This is a genomic window from Thalassomonas actiniarum, from assembly GCF_000948975.2.
Classification (GTDB): Bacteria; Pseudomonadota; Gammaproteobacteria; order Enterobacterales; family Alteromonadaceae; genus Thalassomonas; species Thalassomonas actiniarum.
On record NZ_CP059735.1, the window covers coordinates 4,964,241 to 4,983,737 of the forward strand.

Below are 19,497 nucleotides of genomic sequence, written 5' to 3' on the forward strand. Positions count from 1 at the left end.
ATACCATTTATCTAAAACAGTGAATAAATATGAAAAAAGACGCAGTAGTAACTGTCAGGGTTGAGTCTGAAATACACAGCATTCTTAATGACTTAGCAAAGAAAGATGATCGAACCGTTGCTTGGATTGCCCGCACGCTGATTGCTGAAGCGCTTGAAGCCCGTAATCTGCTACCTTCTCAAGATAAAGAGCCAAGCAGTTAAGGCAGGAAAACGCTTTACCATAGCTAACCCCTTCCCGTCACCACGCCCGGCACATGTACAGACAAAGCAAAAACACAAACCCGGTAAAAAAAGCCATTGGTGAATAGCCTCTGCCGGGAATGAATTTAATTTTTTTGCGTATGCAAAGAAATATTACAACCGTCCCAGTATACTGACCCACAACAGATAAAATATTAATCGCCCCAAGATTCCCGGCGCGGTAATTAGCTTTATTATTTAAGCCTGAGCCGTATTACCTACCCTGCCAGGTTAGATATGAAGGCAGAAAAAAGTGAGTCCAACCCTTTGCCTGCTTCATAACAAACTTCTTTGTAAAGGTGCCAATTACTGTGGATTTATCTAGTATTTTGTACTATTACTTAGTGTGTAATCACTACCGGCTTTCAACCAACATAAAAGAGGATTTAAAGAAATATGATGAACAGATAAAAAGTTCATGAACAACTAGGCGCTCCCCCTGAGTGCGGACACACCCAGGAGAAGCTAACCACAACCGATAAAACAGGTATCAATTATGGCTAAGAGTAATGATAAGCCAGAGTTTCGCACGGCTAAAGTTTTATTAACAAATCTTTTAACAACAGAGTTTCAACACTCACCTTGCCAACCCCCGTTTATTAGACCTGATTATTTTTGTCCGGTAAGCCTGATACAGGAGCTGGTCTTATGAATACCTCTAAAAATAACCCCGCCCCCAGCTCTTTTAGCGAAGAGCAAAGTTCAAAAAAAGACGCAGCAAAGGTTCAAACAGAATGTGACATAAAAAATGTTGAGCAAAAGGCTATTTCCGCTGAAGTATTAGCCCTGGCCAATGACTTTCACACCTTCAGTTCAGACTGCGCCTTTCTCTGTGAAGCCTTCGCCGCTATTGCCAGCGAACAACCCAGAATAGACGGCTATACCGTTTACGGTTTTAACCGTTATAGCCTTTGGATAAAAGAGCAGGTGGTAGACTTCGATGAAAGGATACAAAAACTGCAGGAGCATATAAGAGAGCAACACTGACGTACTCTAAAGTAATTCCCTCAAATAACTAGTCTTAACTAAGCCTTAGTATGCATGGTAAAACGATAAAAGCCCAACTTAGTTGGGCTTCAAAACCACAAATCATTCAATTTTATTGAACAAACCAAACAAAAATTTCATATTACATACCACAATAGTTTGTCATATGGTTGATCTTTTGTTTTCTGCTTTTCATTCAACTCAGAAGGAATATTAAGTGTCACAAAACAATAGCAATAGCACTGTCACTATCAACTTAGGCTTTATTCAATTCACCATCCCTGGTCGGAAATTCTTAATGATTTCCGGCCCAATCTTTTTACTCTTGATGAGTTATTTAATTTGGCAAGCCAAAATAGACCAATCCTTTAATGAATATTTTTACCCCGAAAGGTCAGAGCAATATAATAAATTCCACGAGCTTCACCCAATAATAGAAGAGTTAGCTAATAGATGGAATAAGGTATCTAATTTAAATGGTTATAAAACGAGCAATGTTAGATATATACGTGATCACATTCATGATGCTTTACCTCCCTATAAAAACTTAGCACTAGATAAAGTCAATTTGGTTACTCAAATTGCATGGAACTGGCATCTAGCAAGAATCTTTATAATACTCGCAGACATGGAGTCAAATTACTCCCACATAGAAAAAGCATTTTTACACCTAAAAAAAGCGGAAGAACTAAGCACTAAAAGCCAGCAGCTAGCTCAAAAAGAGCTTAAACAATTAAAAGATATATCCATCCATAAAATGATCTTACGAGAGAGGATAAATGCTTATGCTATTGGCTATTTTATTAAAAAAGAACAGCAAGATTTTTTGCTTGCTAAAAAGCACCTTAAAAGCCTGGGCGGATGTGATGTACTAACCAATGAAAGGTTTTTCCACAAAAAGATAGCTAATGTAATTAACTGTCCTTATTTAGAACTAACACAGCCTGAAAATAATGAAGTGAGAACCGAATAAGCTATCACTTCAACTTATATTCAAACTACGCCGCCCCTATCGCCGACAAAAACTTTTCAAGAATTGTAGGTTCATCACTCGGTCTGACGGGGGTCCATCCAGCACCACCATTACCTACAATTACTTGCCCTTCCACAGATTGTTCATCACTAAAATCAATTGCAGTCGCCACGCCAGTAAAGGCTAGAGCACAGAACAGTGCTTTTATCGGGGTTTGAATTCTCTTCATGAGATAGTGTCCTTCCTTTTTTGTAGTTTTAGCTGTCGTTAACCTTTAATTGCCATTTGTTAAGACGATGTAATTATAACTATTTAATATACATTAGCAAGAACAAGAGCTCTTCTACAAGTCAATATCACCAAGTCCACAAATAATGGCGAAAATTTAATGTTATTAACCGCATACCAAATAGTAATACTAACTTTGAAGCAACTACTACTGGCTCAAAGTAAAGCATACTCAGCTTTGTTTATCCAATATTCAAATTGACGAATTTACTCCCTATTTGTGATATTTATTTTAATTACACTACTCTTGCTTTATTGTCTGGCAACATTCAATAAATAACATCGAAAAAGATTCTGCAAATAACTTTAATTAAATACCACTTTCTTAATAAGTAACATACCATAATAAACTGTTTCAAAGCGGTCAGCTTTGCCCTGACAAGATTAGTTAACCAGCCTAATCTTCTTCAACAGAACAGCACTTCTTACAGCGCAATCAAAACTTGGTACCTGCATAGCAAAGAAGATAAGCTTCACGCACGTTGGAAAACTGGGAGCAAGGGCCTAGCGTTCCAAATAGGCTAGCCGTTACTCTGCTAAAGCGAGTACAGCGAAATCCTGAAACTATTGTGCGCATTGCTGAGCTATAACAAGCAGCCTAAGAACAATTTATCCCGCCTGGTATTTTTAGTTTGCTCAACACTCATGAAGTACTGTTATGTGCCCAACTAAAGGAAGCCACTTTTCATTGATATTCTGTATTTTTTATGAAAGGATAAAACTCATTAAACTATGGATGGTATTGAAAAATAAGGATATAAAAATGAAGCTTAAATTAAATAAACAGAAACTTAAAAACCTTTCTAAAGACCATAAAAATTTACCCAAAGAAGTAACGCTTTTAGTGGGTGGTGGAATTGAGCCCAGATCTGTTATTAATTACACCTGTTATGGTCTGAAAACTTATGATAGCAATTGTCTGGAATAAGGAAATAAATTAAGTTGTAGAAGTTCAAATTAGCCTAACAGCATACCCATCATAAACTGATAGCTGTTAGATCTGGTCTGAACTTCTGCCAAATAAATTTATTTTAATCAAAAGTTATTCACAGTCGCGCTCACTAGGTAACACCACATAACACGTCGCCAGATCAGGGCCTTTACCACCAGAGAACCTAGTAACGCCACCCGCTCCCCCAACTTGTGGGGTCATTTCTACAGGCAGGGCACTATTGTCTTTTGAAAGATTTTTAAGCTTATTCTTGTTCAGTGAAAGTTTCATTTTTATATCCTTATTATTTAATTTTCTTATTAGTAAAACATCGACTTAGCGAATGCCTGAATAAATTATGAAACAAAATGTAACAGTTAAGTTATTTTTAGGTTACAGCATTCAAAGTTTGATCGTGATCAGTATTAGACTGCCCATGCTCTTCTGACAAAAGTTCAAGATTCGGACTCCTTAATTTCTTTCGCAAACTTTCCCGGCCAGGGAACCGTGAAGGAATCCCAAATATCCGCCTTGTTTTTGTGCTGCTCTTTCATCTGTGCCATTACCAGAACGTCTCCGTTGCTACGCAGGTTGATCAAACCGTAGTGGGTTTTGCTCCCTGAAGTGGCTCGCGCGAGTTCTGTTGAGAATAGAAGTGGATGAGAGCCTCTGGTGTGACGAGCGACAGCTCCGACGGCATCGGCCATGGGATGATCGAAAGACTTGTTATCTCCTGATGAGAAGATGTTTACTTGAGGCAATATCTTTTTCAGGAATTCAACGTGAAAATCTGACGAACCGTGATGACAGGCCTTGGCAACGTCCACTCGAAAAGGGTTGTCGCTGCCATAATGCTCCATCAGATGCTGTTGAGCAGGAATATTCAAATCGCCGCCAAGGAGAATAGTGTGTTGGCCGAATTTAAGCTTCAGGACGATCGAGTGACCGTTTCGAGTGTGTGAAGAGCTCGGCCTCGGATCAGCATCGGCGATATCATGGGCATCGGGAAACGCAACATACTCCACACTCCCTGACATCTTGGTAGGTAACGGCCCCAGCACCGAGACAAAGAGCTTGTCATCGTCATCTTGTGCATATCCAGGAAGATTCTCGTCCCTGATAGTTATCCTTTTCGCCTTACCAAGGTGCCCATCTTGCTTTGCGTCGAGGGCAGCTTGCCAGAATCTTCGAAAGGCTGGCGCCAAGTGACCGCCATCTACGAGTGTTTTTGCCTGGCTCAAAGTGTCGAACGTTTCCGTAAGAACGGGCCTGCTTATGCCATTGACATTCTTACGCCGTAGTTTACCAAGGTCGAATTCCGTACCCGATGGCAAATTGTCGTCATCATAACGAATGATGCCGTTATGGTAGATCGTGCCGACTTTAAACCGGGAATCTTTCAATATAGCGGTCAGGCCGTTGTAGTGATCATAGTCAGGGTGGCTGACCACCATGGCCTTAATTTCGAGTTGCTGGCCCGATCTTAGAATGCGGCGGTAACGGCGCTTCATGAATTTAAATAAGTTGGAATTCGGACCACCATCAACCAACATGATACCTTCCGGCGACTCGACGATGGCACCATCTCCCTGTCCCACATCAACAAAGAAGGTCTTGAGAATAGGAGTGCTTCTGACATCATCTTTATGCACCCATCCAGAATCCCCTTTGCCCAGGGAGTCCACTTCCAGCCAATCGCCTTCAGTGCTAACAACCTTCAATATTGAACCGAGGAGGACATGGTTTACTCGGCGGGCACGTGAACGTGCAGAAGCTCGAATAACGGTTTCAGGTTTATTCCCGTAAATAAATTGAGACATAGATTTCTCCCTTCTTCTAATTCATCGATTCAGGTAAGGGCAGCGGCAACTGAATATCTGAGCGAGTCAGCTATCCACCTGCGCTTAAAGCTGTGATGAGTTTACCTCCGGTGCCATCTTTTTTTAGAGCTAAACCTCTTCCCTGTCATTTATTTTTTCAATGATATTTTGATACATCATAAGATCATTAGTAATTTCAACAGCATCATCAGATTCAGGATCTAAAATACCTTTACGTTTTATCAGCTCTTCCATTGTTTTTTTAACAGATGTTCTTATCACCCGAAGCTCCATTACACTAAACATCATTTTTTACCTTGTTATATTGATTGATATGGATAACATGTACATCAGCCCATTCAACGAGCTTTTTCTTCCACATAATGACAGGCATGTCGACAAGCGATCTTATTGTGTAATGTCCTCTAAATTTACCATCAGTCAAATCTCTAGACAGCGTAAACTCTGGGGCAGAATAGGTCAGCTGGCAATTTTACATAAAACTTTATCGGCGTACGCATACTCAATGCCCTTATGTAAGCTTTGTTTCATACACCCCAAACTTCATAATAAGAAAATAATAGCTGCTCAAACACGCAGCAGCTAGCTATAATTACAGCCAACACCACTCGCGATAAACCTATAGCTTTATACTCCTAAACTTTGTAATTAGAGCTACAAGGCCAATGTCTCTACAAAATGAAACCACACCAGGAAAGTCAAAGAAAAATAGTTGATATTACCTGCCAGGCATAACTACGGCGATGTAGTCGTTATCAACGCCTGAAACTAAAAGACAAACATCACAATGTGATCGTCACTGCTATTGTCCGGGAAATACTCCTTGGCATTAGCACTTTCTGATTAATGCCAAGATTAATTTAATTTGTATCAATACAATGCCGACATCTAATAACCAGACATACCGGCAGGAAAGTAATGCAAGGTGCAGCATTCAGGGAGAAGGACTTAACCAGTGCACTGGTAAGGGTCGTAAAAAGCAGTGTGAAGGATAATGGCGCTATATCGGTTCCTTGCATAGAGCAGATAATCAGCAAGGCGGGCATCACCCGATCATCCGGTATTAATGTATATCACCTGGTAGAGGCGCGTGCCCTTGTACTCTATGAGTTTAAGTTAGACCGTTACGATGCCGAGCTAAAAACCGCATTACTATATTTTATTGCCGACTATCCTGTATTTCGCTGGTCAGAGCTGCGTTATTTTTTCAGTGATCCGGAGGTAGAAATAGAGAGCATACTACATGAACTCAAATACATCAGCCGGGAACTTGAAGTTGACGGGGAGCTGGAATATGTATGGTCGCCCCGATGGTTATGGACAAAAACCGTCCTGAAGAGATTAGCTAATAGAAACAGAGCGGGTGATCCATCTTTCTTTGAATTTTTAAATGGCACATCAGAGGAAAGAACATGATATATGGCCCAACAATTACAGCTATTATGGGGTTAAATGGAGCACATGACAGTGTTGTTCTGAAACTGATAAAGGTGAAATGTCCCGCCCAAAAGGCTAATTTTGAAAGGCAAGAGTTAAGGATAATGTCATGCCTGCTTGAGTTGTTGGATACTCTACCGGATGAAGAAAAAAAGGACTTATTACAGAAGATAAAAACTTAATGACTGCTGAACTTGCTAAATTCAGGAAAAGTAATAGTACTAACCGTGGGGCAAGACTCAGAAACTGGTGAAGCCATCGATGCTTTAACTTAAGTTGGATTAGTTCAAACCAAACCTGACCACTTTCCTTGAAAAAAAGGCTTACCATGTGTCATGAATATAATTTACTCAAAAAGTTATAGTAACATAAATCACCATTTTTGAGTTGCCTTTCCAAGGCCAAATTTTTTACTTTCATCATGCTTTCGTATTCAGTATTTTGTAAGAAACTCAAAGCTTTAAAATATTCGTATAATGATTCGAACACCCGGCACAAGGTTTTCTTTACCTGAATTTCATACCCCTTTTCCAGTTTTTCCCGGCCTGCCTCATTATTTTGTTCGAGTATCAGTGCGGCACCTTCGAACATCAGTCCAACACCTTCATAAAATATAAATCGTTTTTTTCTGGATAAATCAACCAAGGCTTGAGCATACTTTAATGCACTTTTCGCATCTTTAATATGTAAGCTTGACCAGGCAGCCCCCTGTAATGCGATAGCCAGGCTAAAGTCATGTTCGAAGCGTTGACAATTGTCTAAGGTTGCTGCAATTAATGCTTTTGTTTCATCGACTCTTCCCGATTTTGAGGTGATGAGCACTTGAAACATGTCGATCATGCTTCTTGGATCCTGGCCATAACGCAGTACCTGCTCGGAGATAAGGGAATTACCAATAAGGGCATTAGCAGCGCTGATATGGGCCTGTGCCACCGCCATATTCCCTTTCCAGTAATATGAATTCCCCATTGCGATATTTGCCTGGATCAGCACATTATTATCTTTTAAGCGTTCACCAAGGGAGAGGCATTCCTGGGCAATGTTCAATGACTCTTTAATTTCCAGCGTCCCTAAATGGCAGGCCCACAGGCCAAAAAGTGCAGCCGACAGTTCTTCCACTTCTCCCAAGCCCTTGCATAATTCCCGGATCCTGAGATAAATTGATTTTACTTCATTCGAGGTCCAGCCGGTTATCGCTTTAACAGCATTACTCTGCAAAACAAGTACCTTAAGCTCATTTTCCTTAGCCCGGTTATCCGGTAGTTGTCGGGTAACCGCCAAAGTATTTTCACATATAACATTGGCCTCTTCATAAGCGCCTAAGTTAAGTGCGTTTTTGATTGCCTCAAAGCTGTAGGTCAGGCTTTTATTGAGATCGCCGGCTTGCAAAAAATGATGGGATAGCTCAGCGGCAACTTCACGGGTGTGATTTTTGTACAGGTTTTCAATCGCAAGACCGACATCTTCGTGCAGCAGCATTCTTTCCCTGCGGCCCAAGTCCTCATAAATAAACTTCTGTGTTAAGGCATTGTTGAAATGGAAAAGTGAAAACCATTGCTCTTGTGAACGGTTCAAATTTCCTTCGAACATAATCTGTAATGACCTTTCCAATTCTTTGGATAGGATACGGACGATTTTACGTTCAGGCACTTCAAGTACTTTGCTTAATACATATGACCGTGAAGCTATCCCTTCGATGCTTGCCACGGCAAGTACTTCCTTGGTGAAATCGTTTAAACTGTCCAGCCGGTTTCGGAGCAAGTCCTGAATTCTGTTTGGCAGGTGGCTCCAGTTTAAATCCGGCGTAGAACACCAGTAACCATGCTTGTTTTTTACCAGGTAGGATTTCTCTTGCAATGACTTTAAAACTTCCATAGCGAACAGTGGATTAGCGTTGGTGTGTTGCAACATGTTCTTTCGAAAATCTTGATCGAAAGTATTATCTTCACGATCCAACAATAATGTTAAAAACTGCATTTTTTGTTCATCGGGATCATTGCCTAAAGGCAGGTAGAGGTTCTCGTTGGTTTCGAGTAACTTTTTGGCAACACCCAGCATAGGGGCTACCCGTCCTTCACGAAGCGCACTTTCTTCCTCCCGGTAACAGCCGAGAATAAAAACCGGAGCTTGACCCAAGTGGTTCATCAGATAAATCAACATGCTGGCTGATGCGGCGTCTAACCACTGCATGTTATCAATAAACATGACGACAGGTTTTTGTGAGGCAAAAGACTGTAAGAGGCGGGTAAATTGAGGGGCAATTTTTTCATGCTGCAGCGCCTGGCTGCTGTTTTCGGTATCAAATTTATCTTTTAATTTCTTAAACCAGTCTTCTTTTTCTAATAGCCGGGCACCTAGTTTTACCAACATATTGGATCCAGGGATCAGCGAACCAATTAAGTCGGGCGCGTTATCCATTAACAGCTTGCCCGTTTCAGAAACCAGGTTTTTGACCCTGTTTACATTGGCTTGATGGCCACCATCTTGCTCTATGGATTGTGTAATCAACTGCTCGGCAATTTGCCTGAAAGGAAGGTAAGGATCACATAGCCCTACCTGAGCATTACAGATTGATTGCGCAACTTGTATGTTTGTCTGATTGCTTAAGTTTTTTAGAAACGCCTGTACTAAACTGGTTTTACCTACGCCAGCTTCACCCGTTATCAACCTTATCCCGGCCTGGCCTGCGCAAACCTGCTCAAGGTTTTTTTGCAATTGCTGTAATTCTTGATCACGTCCAACAAAATGACTGGTCATCCAAGCTTCCCTGCAGATAGAAAAGTGATTACGGCCGTTTAGGCACTTATCTGCAAGTATAAGTCTGTAGTTCATATGCTTACAAACTGATCGGCTATTCTTGTAATGAAAAGAAACCAATATTTATTTAGGGCCTGTTTATCTTTGGAGGGGATTAAGATTTTTGAGCGGTTTTTGCACATATCAAGGCAGAAAAATGGACGTGTAGTTATTCTACATGACATTTTTCTAACGCGGATAGGTGTAAAAACAGCCAAAAAGATAATTCACAGCCAAAGATAAACAGGCCCTAGGAACCTCTTCAAGAAGTTATTTTAAAAAGGAAAGGAAAATGACAAAGCTTAACAATGAGGATTTACAATGGTTATTAGAAGGCGCGACATTTTTGGGCTGCGGCGGCGGCGGTTCATACTCCGTTGGTAAAGAGATTTTAGCGGCGGCGATTGCGCTAGGTAAAGACATAGTATTAATCAGTGCAGAGGACTTACCCCTAGATTCTCTGGCCATTTCGCCAGCAGCCATAGGCTCGCCCGACGCGGTATCTGCTCAGGATGATAGCGTGCCTTTCATAGCATCTGCACCTAAGGCATTTGATGCTTTACAGATGGCAATCAACAGCCAGAGAGAAACTCCAGAGCCAGCTGAATATGTGATAGCAGGCGAAACCGGCCCCTGGGCAACAACGATCACCCTGTACCTGGCTGCTAAAAAGAACTTAACCGTTATTGATGGCGACGGAGGCGGCAGAGCAATGCCGCAGCTTAATATGACCTATTTTACCGCGCAGGAGGTTATAGCTTCGCCTATCAGTGTGGCAAATGATGCAACCCAAGCCAGCAAGTCCGTTGTCAGTACGTCCCGGGTTGGCAGTACAGATTTGGCAGGCGATGTGGTACGGGGCATCATCAGCACAGACTCTTTTGGTAATACAGGCGCTTTTGCAACCTGGCCTATGGGGAAAAAAGATGTTGTGACAGCCAGTATCACAAATAGTTTGTCATTTACGTTAAAAGTAGGAGAAGCGATCACCAGGCACAAATCTGATCCGGATAAATATCCTCTCTCAGAGGTTTTAGATGTCCTAAGGGCCGAGCGCGGATTTGCTGAGATCATCATGAACGGAAAGTTATGTCTTTTCTCGGAAACAACAGACGGCACTTTTGATATGGGCCAGGCACGCTTTAAGGATAAAACAACGGGAAGGTCACTTTACATTTATAATAAAAATGAAAATATGATCGCTTATTTCGAAGATGAAACTTCTCCTGCTGCCCTGGCTCCTGATTCCATATGTTTCTTACGTGAGGATGGCTCTCCCACGACAAATGCCGATATTACGCCCGAAGATATAGGGCAAAGCTTTTACATCATAGGATTTTCGTCTGATCAACGAATGAGAAATCTAACAACCGTCACCACGTTTCTCGACGCGCTGAAAGATATGGGGTATGCAGGCAGGTTTGAACCGATAGAGGAGTTAAGCAAGCACTGGCCGGCTTAATTTAATTATGTGGTTCATAGCATTTTAATCTGTACGAGCCGGGTGAATATGCCTCATTTAATCTCTTTTTGGAAGCACTGAAAACGGCCCGTTACCCACAGAAGAACAGTAAGCTGATACGCCACTAATTTCCTAGACACCTCCTAGTTAGATAAAATGACTAAAAGAGAGGTGCTTATGAGCATATTTAAGATATGCCCCCCAAATTGCCTGGTAGGCAACCGCAATAGGTACGCAAAATAGCCAGCATATTTTCCAAAACGAATACTGGCAGGTGATTGTTTTTACGTTACTGGGAGGGGAAATAAAAGCTAATAACAGCGGACCAAAAAGTTAGAGCTTTTGTGCCCGCTGCCCTGCCTTATTAACTTTCTTTTTCAATAATCAACTTTCTATGGGGAAAGGGAATTTCAATGCCCTTTTCATCCAGTGCCTTTTTTATCGATTCCGGCACAGAATAGAGAATATCGAAATAGTTTTCTCCCATGCAAAAAGGCCTCACCAGGAAATCGACCGAGCTGTCATTAAGGGTTTCCACTTCAACAAAAGGGGCCGGGTCTTTCAGGATGTGGGGATGACTTTCCAGCACACTGTCAATTACCTCCCGAACAGCATCGGTATTTTCTTTATAGGCCACGCCAAAATGCATGTCGACACCGCGCACTTTATGGTGGGAATGATTGATGATCTGGTTGCCCCAAATTTGGCTGTTGGGGATAATAATTTGTTGATTGTCAAATGTTTGCAAAATGGTGGTAAATAAATCTATTTCCGTGACATTGCCAAAGCGACCAGCAGCCTCGATAAAGTCGCCCACCTTATATGGCCGAAATAGCAGTAACATAACCCCGGCAGCCAAATTGGTTAATGTCCCCTGAAGCGCCAGGCCTACCGCTAAACCGGCAGCACCCAACAAAGCCACAATAGACGCCGTTTGTACGCCAAACCGGTTCAGCACGGCAATGATCACAAAAGCAAGGATAATATACTTGCCTACACTACCTAAAAAGCGAAACAGCGTATCATCCAGGTTCTCGTATTTCTCGCCGGTTTTACAGATAAGGGTGTTTACTTTGCTGGCGATCATAAGCCCGACAATTAAAATCAAAGCAGCAAGTAACACGTTTATCGCCCCGTCGATTAAAACTGGCATATATTTATCCATGAGTTCTGGCATAGTTAGTGGCCTCTGTAGTTGAGAATCAATGTAAGTTCAGTGAGTTAGCGCTTTACATAATAAAAAAGAATAGCGGATTAAACGCACAACAACTAGTTGTAATTCATATTTATGAATGAACTTGTTAACCACAGCTTTTTATCGGCAGCACCATAGTCGTTGAGCCGGAAAAGCCAATCAGCCGTTGCAAATAAGGGAAGTATTCAGTCTTTAGTACCACAAACCCTTTTGACTCATATAGTTTTCTCGCCCTGGGATTACTGTCAATAACATCCAGCCTGACCGACTCAAAGCCATTTTCTGATGCGTAATCTATGATGTGATCCAGTAATTCTGAGCCTATGCCTTGTCCTCTGAACTCTGCATTAACCGCAATGCCATCCATAACCAGCTCCCGGGCACTTGGTTTTCGTTCAAACAGACTAAAAATCATACAGGCCCAGGTTCCTTTCCAAAAGCCAAGGTCATTGATTAACTGTGTTGCGCCAATACCTCCGGTGAGTGAGCCGGACAAGACTTGAAAGCCAGCTAAACCGACAACTCCGTTTTTATTTATCGCAGCAAAAGAAAACTCAGGGACAAAACTTTTAGCGATAATCTCAACCCGTTTTAACCTGTCAGGTATCGCACTGCTAAACTTTACACCAAATGCCTCTTCATAAAGCAAGGCAACAGAATGAGCTTGTGCTATATCCCAGCCTTTCTGAAAGTGAATATCCATTTTAAGAGCTCCCAGTGCATTGGTGACAAGCTTATTAATATTACCACGAGTCAATCAGCTGAATTTTCATGTTATACCTTTACCATGGGCCAAAGATGTAATCCAGAATTGATAAAACAAAGACGGGTATTGTGCTTATCATGATTGACCACAGGACAATCATGCTATTTTTGTTGCTTGTTTGAGAGTATTTGCGGCCAGTTAGCACACCAGTAATAGCACCGCACAAAAATAAAATGATAAAACCGCCAAGCATGCCGTAGAATCCCCATGCCAGGGCAACAGACTTAACGACATCAGTCACACTAGCCTCATAAATACTAACGTCCCCTAAAGGACCAATATAACCGATCATGGGAATAGGAAAGCGAAATAGATATGCAAACAATATTGCTGTTAATAGGCTGGATATTGCTGTAATAATAACTCCTTTTAGTGCATCCATTATCTTACTTATTTGAAGTAACGGGGAGCTTACGAGCCCGCAAGCTTACTTGTTAAGTGATTTACTTCCATAATTGGCCTTCCTTTTCCACTTTACAGTGATAGCATGCACTGATTTTATTATCGACATTATACCACTCATGCGAACCTCCTTTGGTCTCACAATCAGTACCTTTATCTGCAATCCCCAAATCAATGACAAACCAGGGAAGACGACTCCTAAGTAATGTCCTGATTCTATATGGACCTCTCCAATATTGTGCCATTGAATTCCCCCCTGTCACTTAACGGCTGGAGCAAGCGTGTATTGTGTGTATGATGCTTATAGCAAGGCAAGCCCATTGAATAGGCCCACTACCGTATAACCTATAATCCCTGCTATTACCGTGCAAGTTACCAATTTGCTCGCTTGATGCTTGGCCCTGGCAAAAGCCAGTAGAAACCAGAGCATAGTTGAGTAAAGTACCAACTCACTAGCCAACTTGCCTGCAATTATTTGCTGTGACGTGCCATCGATCCAAATTTGCTCAGGAGCATATTTAAAATACGCCCCCCAAATGGCCTGGTAGGCGACTGCAATAGGTATGCAGAATAGCCAGCATATTTTCCAAAACGGGTACTGGCGGGGGATTGGTTTTGTGTTATTGGTTTCTCGCGAAATACTCATAAATTGACTATCTGGTTTTACTCAACGACATCAATAACCTGCGAGCGTAACAAGTTGGCTGCATTGCTTTGTTATGCCAAATAAAGTTATAAATAGCATGGATATCTTTTCAGACAGTTATAGGTAGCTATGCATCGTCGGCCATACCCAGAATCTCCCGCCAGGGGACTTTTAAACCAACTGCGTCGCAGATTTCATCGAAGTACTTAGAAGCACTATTAAGATTACCTTTGCTCTCCTTATAGTTCACCAACTTTTCCAATGCCTCAATCACCGGCGCTTCTTCACCTTTTACCATCAATGCATTGATCTGGCTGGCCAGCTCCCAAAAATTGCCCGGACTGGGGCCTATGAACCTTTCAAGGGCGGAAAATCGGGCACGTGCGGCTTCGGGCCCTTCGTGCTTGAGAGTCGCCAGCGCACGCCAATTCAAGAGATAGGCGTCTTTTTCAACCACCGCCTTATTGGCGTCATTGAGTACACTGACGACACGCTCATAGGCACCCTTGTCAAAGAGATCTCCAACCATAAGCGCAATAGCTTCCCGGTCTTCAGAAAAAACTTTTGGATCCATATCTTCCATTTTCGCTAGTGTCTTTTGAAGCTCAGCCTCATCATATTCACGGTATAGTTTTCCCAATGCCCTATGGACCAGCATATCATTAGGAGAAAGACCACGGGCCAACTGCAACTGACGGATTGCTTCAGCTTTGTCGCCGATGGCTTCAAAGGCCCGGGCTAGTCGAAGATGAATGCGAAAATCAATGGGCTCGGACTCACCGGCTTTACCTATACCCAGAAATGCGATGTTAATCCAGCGCTTAGCTGAAGTGGCCCAATGGTAATTCTGCTCTTCCAGCGCCCTGTCGAGTTGAGACAGCCAATTTTGCACCAAGGGTTCAGAGGCCGGGATCGGGGTGAACCTGAGATCCTCAGAGGCTTGTTCCACAAAGTTTCGAGCCTTTTCATCCAATTGCATAAGAGACTTAGCATAAGTCTTCCCAAGCTTCTGTTGAAAGGTTTCCAGCAATTCAAAAGCAAATTGGGAAACCGATTCGGGATTGCGTCCATCTTGTGCCTGGTCACCGGCAAAGGGCCCCATATCTGAGGATGAAATGCCAAAATTCAACACCCGAACACGACCTTCAACGGCTTGCTGCTCGCCTGCTTCCTGTTTCGGTGCTTTGGCCTTGTCCCGATAATACTGCACTCCGGCAACGGCGCCAGCCTCCCATAGGACCCATCGCCCGCGCAAAGAGGATTCTGTCAAAAGGACTATGGCAACATCACAGTTAACGATATTGTCGTCGATCCATTTCTTCCACGGGGTGCCTGTTGGAATGGCGGAGATGTCCGAAGATCGATGAACTTCAAACTTATTATCGGAAATGTCGGTAAGAAAATTGTGTAGCCGTTCTGCCAGCCGATGATCCGCATGGGAATGACTGATGAATATCTCTGACATGTTAACCTCCTGATTAATTAGCAGATTCCAACAAAGGGTCACGGAGCTCTTAAACAAGGCGAATGCGCGGGATCAGACTATTATTTTTCTATCGCCGATGTCCTTGCTAGCAAACACTCCAAATATATAGGCGTACAAATTAAGGGACAAATTATGTTTTTATAAAAAACAAGACAATACCATGGTCTGTCTCCATTAATTTTTAGTCCATAAAAACCTATCTTGATTTTAGCTATCTTATATCCACTATCTACACGTAACGCATACATAACAAAAAAATAATAACTGTTTAGGTGTGAAGCGACTAGCTATTATTTTTCCTTATTTATAAAATTATTATAATCATTTATCACCCAGAGCCTCTTTTATTTGAGTGATTAACTCTCTAGCTTGATTCTCATTCAGAGAAAGAGGCATCGATGAGTATGATAAGACCCCTTTGGTCACAATATTAAGGCCCACACCACTTGAACCATCATCAAGTAAAAGCTTATGAATATCCACTCTGTTTTTCATCAGAGCTTTTCCTAAAACTTCTACTTCACCTTGTTTACTAAGTTTTTTACCTTGAAAAAAGTTGAAAAATCCCATAACGATCTTTGTGAATATAATGCCTGACACACTTTTTACAGTTTTTTGCTGCTATTTATTAAGTTTTGCTGCGCCATTTTCTTCTAGATCACCTGCAAGAAAGTTATGAGATAGGACAACTTCAGGAGTCTCCGATGACAGTTGATATTGCATATAATGGGTTACCGATTGAACTGTTAATGTTCATCCCCCTCAGCCCAAGAATATGGGCTTAACAAAGGCATTTGTGCACCAAACTGATTTGTTCCCACGACAACATCATCTAGCCCACGGTCAATACGTTGGAATTTTGTGTTTTCCTCTCCAGATTTGCTGGTAATGGCTTCTGAAATAAACGACTCAAAAGTCTTGTCATAAACAAATTCCAGAATATATGCGACTAGCTTAGTGCCCGCATTCGAATATTGGTATTGCTCGCCGGAAACAGAAAGCAGGTCAGGTTTACCAAGAGCATTAAAAAATTTGTCTTTGGAGTAGTTTGACATTCGTTCAATCATCAGTCCTTTTTTGGCATCATCATCGCTGTATGCTAAATCTTTAGGAAGCCCGCTGGTATGGGTAGCTAGATGCCGTAAGGTAATGTACTTACCCGACAACGCCAAATTTTCATATTTGTTCGTTTCCAAATAATTCCTTTAGCTTTGGTTGTTATGGACATATAACGTCACCAGAAATTTGCAGAACCGGTTTGACTTGCCTTGTTAATTGCCACCTCTAATTTTTAAAATTATGCCATTATTGCAGTTACTTATAAATCGGAAACACAGATAACCAATGGCCACATACCCGACAAAAACCGAGAATTTCCCAATGTCATCATTAACGTCAGAGGTTTTTGACAGAGACACTTCTTCGCCAAAAACAAAAAAGCGAGCCACACCCAGATTTTCCATTAAAAAATCAATTAGTTATCGACAATGACGATTGTAACTAGAGCAACTAAATTTTAAAGCTAACTATTAATGAAGTCTGTGACTAAACTTATTCATTTAGAATGAATTTGCTCTTTATTTTAATAAAGTTTGTGACCAGCAACTCTATATTCAAATTTATGCTCTTTTCTGTAGGGATGCTAAGCACCTTAATACCTTGTTTGATTGATGAGCAAAAGCAACATATCTACTGTCTACTGGGGCTCCTGTTTCAGGGTGCTCAGCAGTTATCAGCGGCTCTCCATTTTTATGAACCATTGCTTCAAATAATTCAGCTTCATCTAGCTCTGCTGCAAGCATCAAAGGTGTAAACCCATTAATTCTAGTTTTATGACGGGCATTAGCGTCAGCACCTGCATTTATGAGTAATTTGGCTATTTCTCTCATGCCCTCTAATGTCATAAAGTTTTTGACTCTCTCTATCATCAAGTTGCCCATACTGCCTGTAAACTTTTGAAACAACGGGTCCTGTGATTGCTTCTCATAATTTCTTTTGACTTCATCTAATGAAGCCCCCATCAGGCCATTAGAATGCCGCCTTATAGTATCTAGTAATTCATCGTTCAAAGGGTGGCTTTGCATCAACTCCTGACTAACATCAGGTCTTTTTATCATTCCAATCCTAGATAGTGTTGCGAAAAGCGCAGATTGATTATCAGAATTACCTCTGAGATTAACGTTTGCTCCCATCTCTATTACCTTAGCTACCACTTCCGGTCTGCCTGTATCAACAGCGCAAACTAAAGGTAATAGTTTTTTCTTCGAGGTTTTAGTATTAACAACATCGTTATGGTGCTTCACGGAGGTAACAAGTTTGAACAGACTATCATCCATACTTGAACTATGATCCAGCACGTCCATTTGCAAAATTGAAAAAAGTAATGCAGATTCATTGGAATCAGAAAGAGCATTTACATTTACATCTTTATTAATCAATTGAGAAACAGCTTCCACCCTGTTCATCCATGAAAAGTAAACTATTTGAGGCATCTGCTTACCCCAAGTATCTCCAACAACTATTTTTTTATTTGGGCTTCGGAAATTAGGCCTAATGCTTTGCTCAAAAGTACCTAATAATGGTCCTATCCGTTGTGATGCAGTTGAAGAGCTGACATTAAATTGTAAAGTCGATGGAAAGTGCTTCTGAAATGTTGCTTCATATAACTTTATTTCCCATTCCTCAACGACACTATCAAAACGATTAGCTTCTAATTGGCTTTTACCTTCCTTATGCAAAGGTATATCAATACCAAATAGGATTGCAGAATTTTTTAACCTCTTAATAAAAGCTTTATCTGGTGTTGGTTTAAGGCTAGAAGCAATACTAAGGGCTTCTTTTATAATTTCAGGCATCGATGGTCCAGCAAAAAATAAAGCTTGTTCAAACGTTAATTTAAAATGGGTATTTGCTTCTTTAAGCTCCCCGCCCAAAGCATGCCATCGAGCTCGATACCAGTTCAGCCAATATTCCATATTAAATTTAGAGCACTTAAATGTTGAGACTTCAAGCTCTTCAATCAACGTTTTAGAGCGTTGTTTTCGCTCGGTACCAGAGAGTTCTCTATAGTCATGCTTTTTATAAAAAATATAATCTATCTCTAACCCCTGTTTCCCAAGCGACTTGAGCCAATCTTGATTATTACCCTTTAAATACCAAATATATTCTTCAACTTGCTTTAAGCTCAATACAGCAACATTAACTAACTTTTCTGGATAAATACCAGCATAATGACGCTGTAAGTTATCAATAAAACGTGCAGCTAAAATAACAACTTTAATCTTTTCCCATTCATGCCCTTCAACTTCAGAGTTAGGAAGGTAATCTGGAATATTTGTTATGTTAGATAGCTTTGGCAGTTCATCATTACTTTTCCAAAGCTTAAAACGATGACGTTTTTCTTTTGGAATATATTTAAGAAAACTATCCCACCATTCAATGTTTAACGATAACCAATCAAACGCCTGAGTTATTCCGTTGGGATGAAGGTTATTTATCGTTAAATAATTTGGCCCTTCAATTACTTTTCCCATAAAAAGATTGAATTCAACAGCAACAGTATCAAGGACCCACCTGGTAAGAATTGCTTCAGTCTCTTCTCTAGTTATACCATCCATAGAGATTGAGTTAACCAACTCAGTATATTCCCCAATCATTGATTCAAATTTAGCTTCTAATTTTTTAGAAAAATCTTTATTGATGAACTTAGAAAGAGGAACTGAAATAGACTCTTTGAACAAACTTGAAGCTAAGGTATAAGGCTGGTCATACTTGAAAGCAAAAGTGTCTAGCTGTTTATTTGATGCTTTAACTCCTATTGCACTCGCAATAATACGTACGATTTCAACAGGTGTCATAAATGGGTGGAGCTTTTCTTTAGACATAATCAACTTCCATTGTCATTATTCTTTTTAGGTTTCGTTTGAAATTAAGGTATGATCGTCTATCGCTCGGTGTACAAGGAACAGTAATGCGACCACCTTTGGGTGCATATATTAAACCGTGCTTTTTCCCTTGCTTGAACACCCAACCAGACTTGATTAAT

Annotated in this window: 19 protein-coding genes and 1 pseudogene; 8 read left to right on the forward strand and 12 right to left on the reverse strand. The window is 41.1% G+C overall.

From position 1 onward, the window contains the following. Positions 1–29: 29 nt before the first annotated feature. From SG35_RS21725 to SG35_RS21735, 3 genes are all read left to right on the forward strand, one after another. Positions 30–203 (forward strand): hypothetical protein, encoded by a 174-nt coding sequence (locus SG35_RS21725; protein ID WP_160298255.1) that lies wholly within the window; start codon positions 30–32, stop codon positions 201–203. Positions 204–890: 687 nt separating this feature from the next. After that, positions 891–1,229 (forward strand): hypothetical protein, encoded by a 339-nt coding sequence (locus SG35_RS21730; RefSeq protein ID WP_044832063.1) that lies wholly within the window; start codon positions 891–893, stop codon positions 1,227–1,229. 217 nt (positions 1,230–1,446) lie between these two features. Beyond that, the gene (locus SG35_RS21735; RefSeq protein ID WP_044832062.1) at positions 1,447–2,202 is read left to right on the forward strand and encodes a hypothetical protein; all 756 of its coding nucleotides are present in this window, start codon (positions 1,447–1,449) and stop codon (positions 2,200–2,202) included. A 25-nt stretch (positions 2,203–2,227) separates the two neighbouring features. On the opposite strand, the gene SG35_RS21740 is transcribed toward SG35_RS21735, so the two are convergent. Further along, the gene (locus tag SG35_RS21740) at positions 2,228–2,431 is read right to left on the reverse strand and encodes a hypothetical protein (protein WP_044832061.1); all 204 of its coding nucleotides are present in this window, start codon (positions 2,429–2,431) and stop codon (positions 2,228–2,230) included. A 529-nt stretch (positions 2,432–2,960) separates the two neighbouring features. On the opposite strand from SG35_RS21740, the pseudogene SG35_RS32040 reads away from it, so the two are divergent. Then, positions 2,961–3,080 (forward strand): annotated as a pseudogene (locus SG35_RS32040) (helix-turn-helix domain-containing protein); the annotation flags it as partial. Between the two features lie 173 nt (positions 3,081–3,253). Continuing rightward, positions 3,254–3,418 carry a hypothetical protein gene (locus tag SG35_RS21745; protein ID WP_160298254.1) on the forward strand — a complete coding sequence of 55 codons (165 nt, stop codon included), beginning with the start codon at positions 3,254–3,256 and terminating at the stop codon, positions 3,416–3,418. A gap of 114 nt (positions 3,419–3,532) precedes the next feature. Here SG35_RS21745 and SG35_RS21750 read toward each other — a convergent pair whose 3' ends face one another. The 3 genes from SG35_RS21750 to SG35_RS21760 all read right to left on the reverse strand — a co-directional run bounded on the left by SG35_RS21750 (position 3,533) and on the right by SG35_RS21760 (position 5,550). Then, positions 3,533–3,712 carry a hypothetical protein gene (locus SG35_RS21750; RefSeq protein WP_044832059.1) on the reverse strand — a complete coding sequence of 60 codons (180 nt, stop codon included), beginning with the start codon at positions 3,710–3,712 and terminating at the stop codon, positions 3,533–3,535. A 164-nt stretch (positions 3,713–3,876) separates the two neighbouring features. Next, positions 3,877–5,241 carry an MBL fold metallo-hydrolase gene (locus tag SG35_RS21755; RefSeq protein ID WP_044832058.1) on the reverse strand — a complete coding sequence of 455 codons (1,365 nt, stop codon included), beginning with the start codon at positions 5,239–5,241 and terminating at the stop codon, positions 3,877–3,879. Positions 5,242–5,370: 129 nt separating this feature from the next. Next, complete coding sequence (locus SG35_RS21760) at positions 5,371–5,550, reverse strand: hypothetical protein (protein ID WP_152646551.1); 180 nt, start codon at positions 5,548–5,550, stop codon at positions 5,371–5,373. 630 nt (positions 5,551–6,180) lie between these two features. On the opposite strand from SG35_RS21760, the gene SG35_RS21765 reads away from it, so the two are divergent. Together SG35_RS21765 and SG35_RS21770 are read left to right on the forward strand one after the other, a co-directional pair. After that, entirely contained in the window at positions 6,181–6,678 is a 498-nt protein-coding gene (locus SG35_RS21765) for a hypothetical protein (protein WP_044832057.1), read from the forward strand. Next, the gene (locus SG35_RS21770; protein ID WP_044832056.1) at positions 6,675–6,881 is read left to right on the forward strand and encodes a hypothetical protein; all 207 of its coding nucleotides are present in this window, start codon (positions 6,675–6,677) and stop codon (positions 6,879–6,881) included. Before SG35_RS21765 ends, SG35_RS21770 begins: the two co-directional genes overlap by 4 nt. A 151-nt stretch (positions 6,882–7,032) precedes the next feature. Here the strand turns inward: SG35_RS21770 and SG35_RS21775 are convergent, their stop codons facing one another. Continuing rightward, the gene (locus tag SG35_RS21775; protein WP_152646550.1) at positions 7,033–9,576 is read right to left on the reverse strand and encodes an ATP-binding protein; all 2,544 of its coding nucleotides are present in this window, start codon (positions 9,574–9,576) and stop codon (positions 7,033–7,035) included. Between the two features lie 211 nt (positions 9,577–9,787). On the opposite strand from SG35_RS21775, the gene SG35_RS21780 reads away from it, so the two are divergent. Next, complete coding sequence (locus tag SG35_RS21780; protein WP_044832054.1) at positions 9,788–10,957, forward strand: DUF917 domain-containing protein; 1,170 nt, start codon at positions 9,788–9,790, stop codon at positions 10,955–10,957. Positions 10,958–11,321: 364 nt separating this feature from the next. Here SG35_RS21780 and SG35_RS21785 read toward each other — a convergent pair whose 3' ends face one another. From SG35_RS21785 to SG35_RS21815, 7 genes are all read right to left on the reverse strand, one after another. Beyond that, positions 11,322–12,110 carry a mechanosensitive ion channel family protein gene (locus tag SG35_RS21785; protein ID WP_236702555.1) on the reverse strand — a complete coding sequence of 263 codons (789 nt, stop codon included), beginning with the start codon at positions 12,108–12,110 and terminating at the stop codon, positions 11,322–11,324. 148 nt (positions 12,111–12,258) lie between these two features. Beyond that, positions 12,259–12,909, reverse strand: a complete 651-nt coding sequence (locus tag SG35_RS21790) for a GNAT family N-acetyltransferase (protein ID WP_236702554.1) — start codon at positions 12,907–12,909, stop codon at positions 12,259–12,261. Positions 12,910–12,934: 25 nt separating this feature from the next. Then, positions 12,935–13,300 carry a hypothetical protein gene (locus tag SG35_RS21795; protein WP_044832051.1) on the reverse strand — a complete coding sequence of 122 codons (366 nt, stop codon included), beginning with the start codon at positions 13,298–13,300 and terminating at the stop codon, positions 12,935–12,937. 793 nt (positions 13,301–14,093) lie between these two features. Next, positions 14,094–15,431 carry a toll/interleukin-1 receptor domain-containing protein gene (locus SG35_RS21800; protein WP_044832048.1) on the reverse strand — a complete coding sequence of 446 codons (1,338 nt, stop codon included), beginning with the start codon at positions 15,429–15,431 and terminating at the stop codon, positions 14,094–14,096. A gap of 342 nt (positions 15,432–15,773) precedes the next feature. Then, a complete protein-coding gene (locus tag SG35_RS21805) occupies positions 15,774–16,022 on the reverse strand; it encodes a hypothetical protein (RefSeq protein WP_274055226.1) in 249 nt (82 codons plus the stop codon). A 176-nt stretch (positions 16,023–16,198) separates the two neighbouring features. Continuing rightward, on the reverse strand, positions 16,199–16,648 hold the full coding sequence (locus SG35_RS21810) for a serine hydrolase (RefSeq protein WP_053043477.1): 450 nt from the start codon (positions 16,646–16,648) through the stop codon (positions 16,199–16,201). Positions 16,649–17,071: 423 nt separating this feature from the next. Beyond that, the gene (locus SG35_RS21815; RefSeq protein WP_044836205.1) at positions 17,072–19,336 is read right to left on the reverse strand and encodes an ankyrin repeat domain-containing protein; all 2,265 of its coding nucleotides are present in this window, start codon (positions 19,334–19,336) and stop codon (positions 17,072–17,074) included. Between the last annotated feature and the right edge of the window lie 161 nt (positions 19,337–19,497).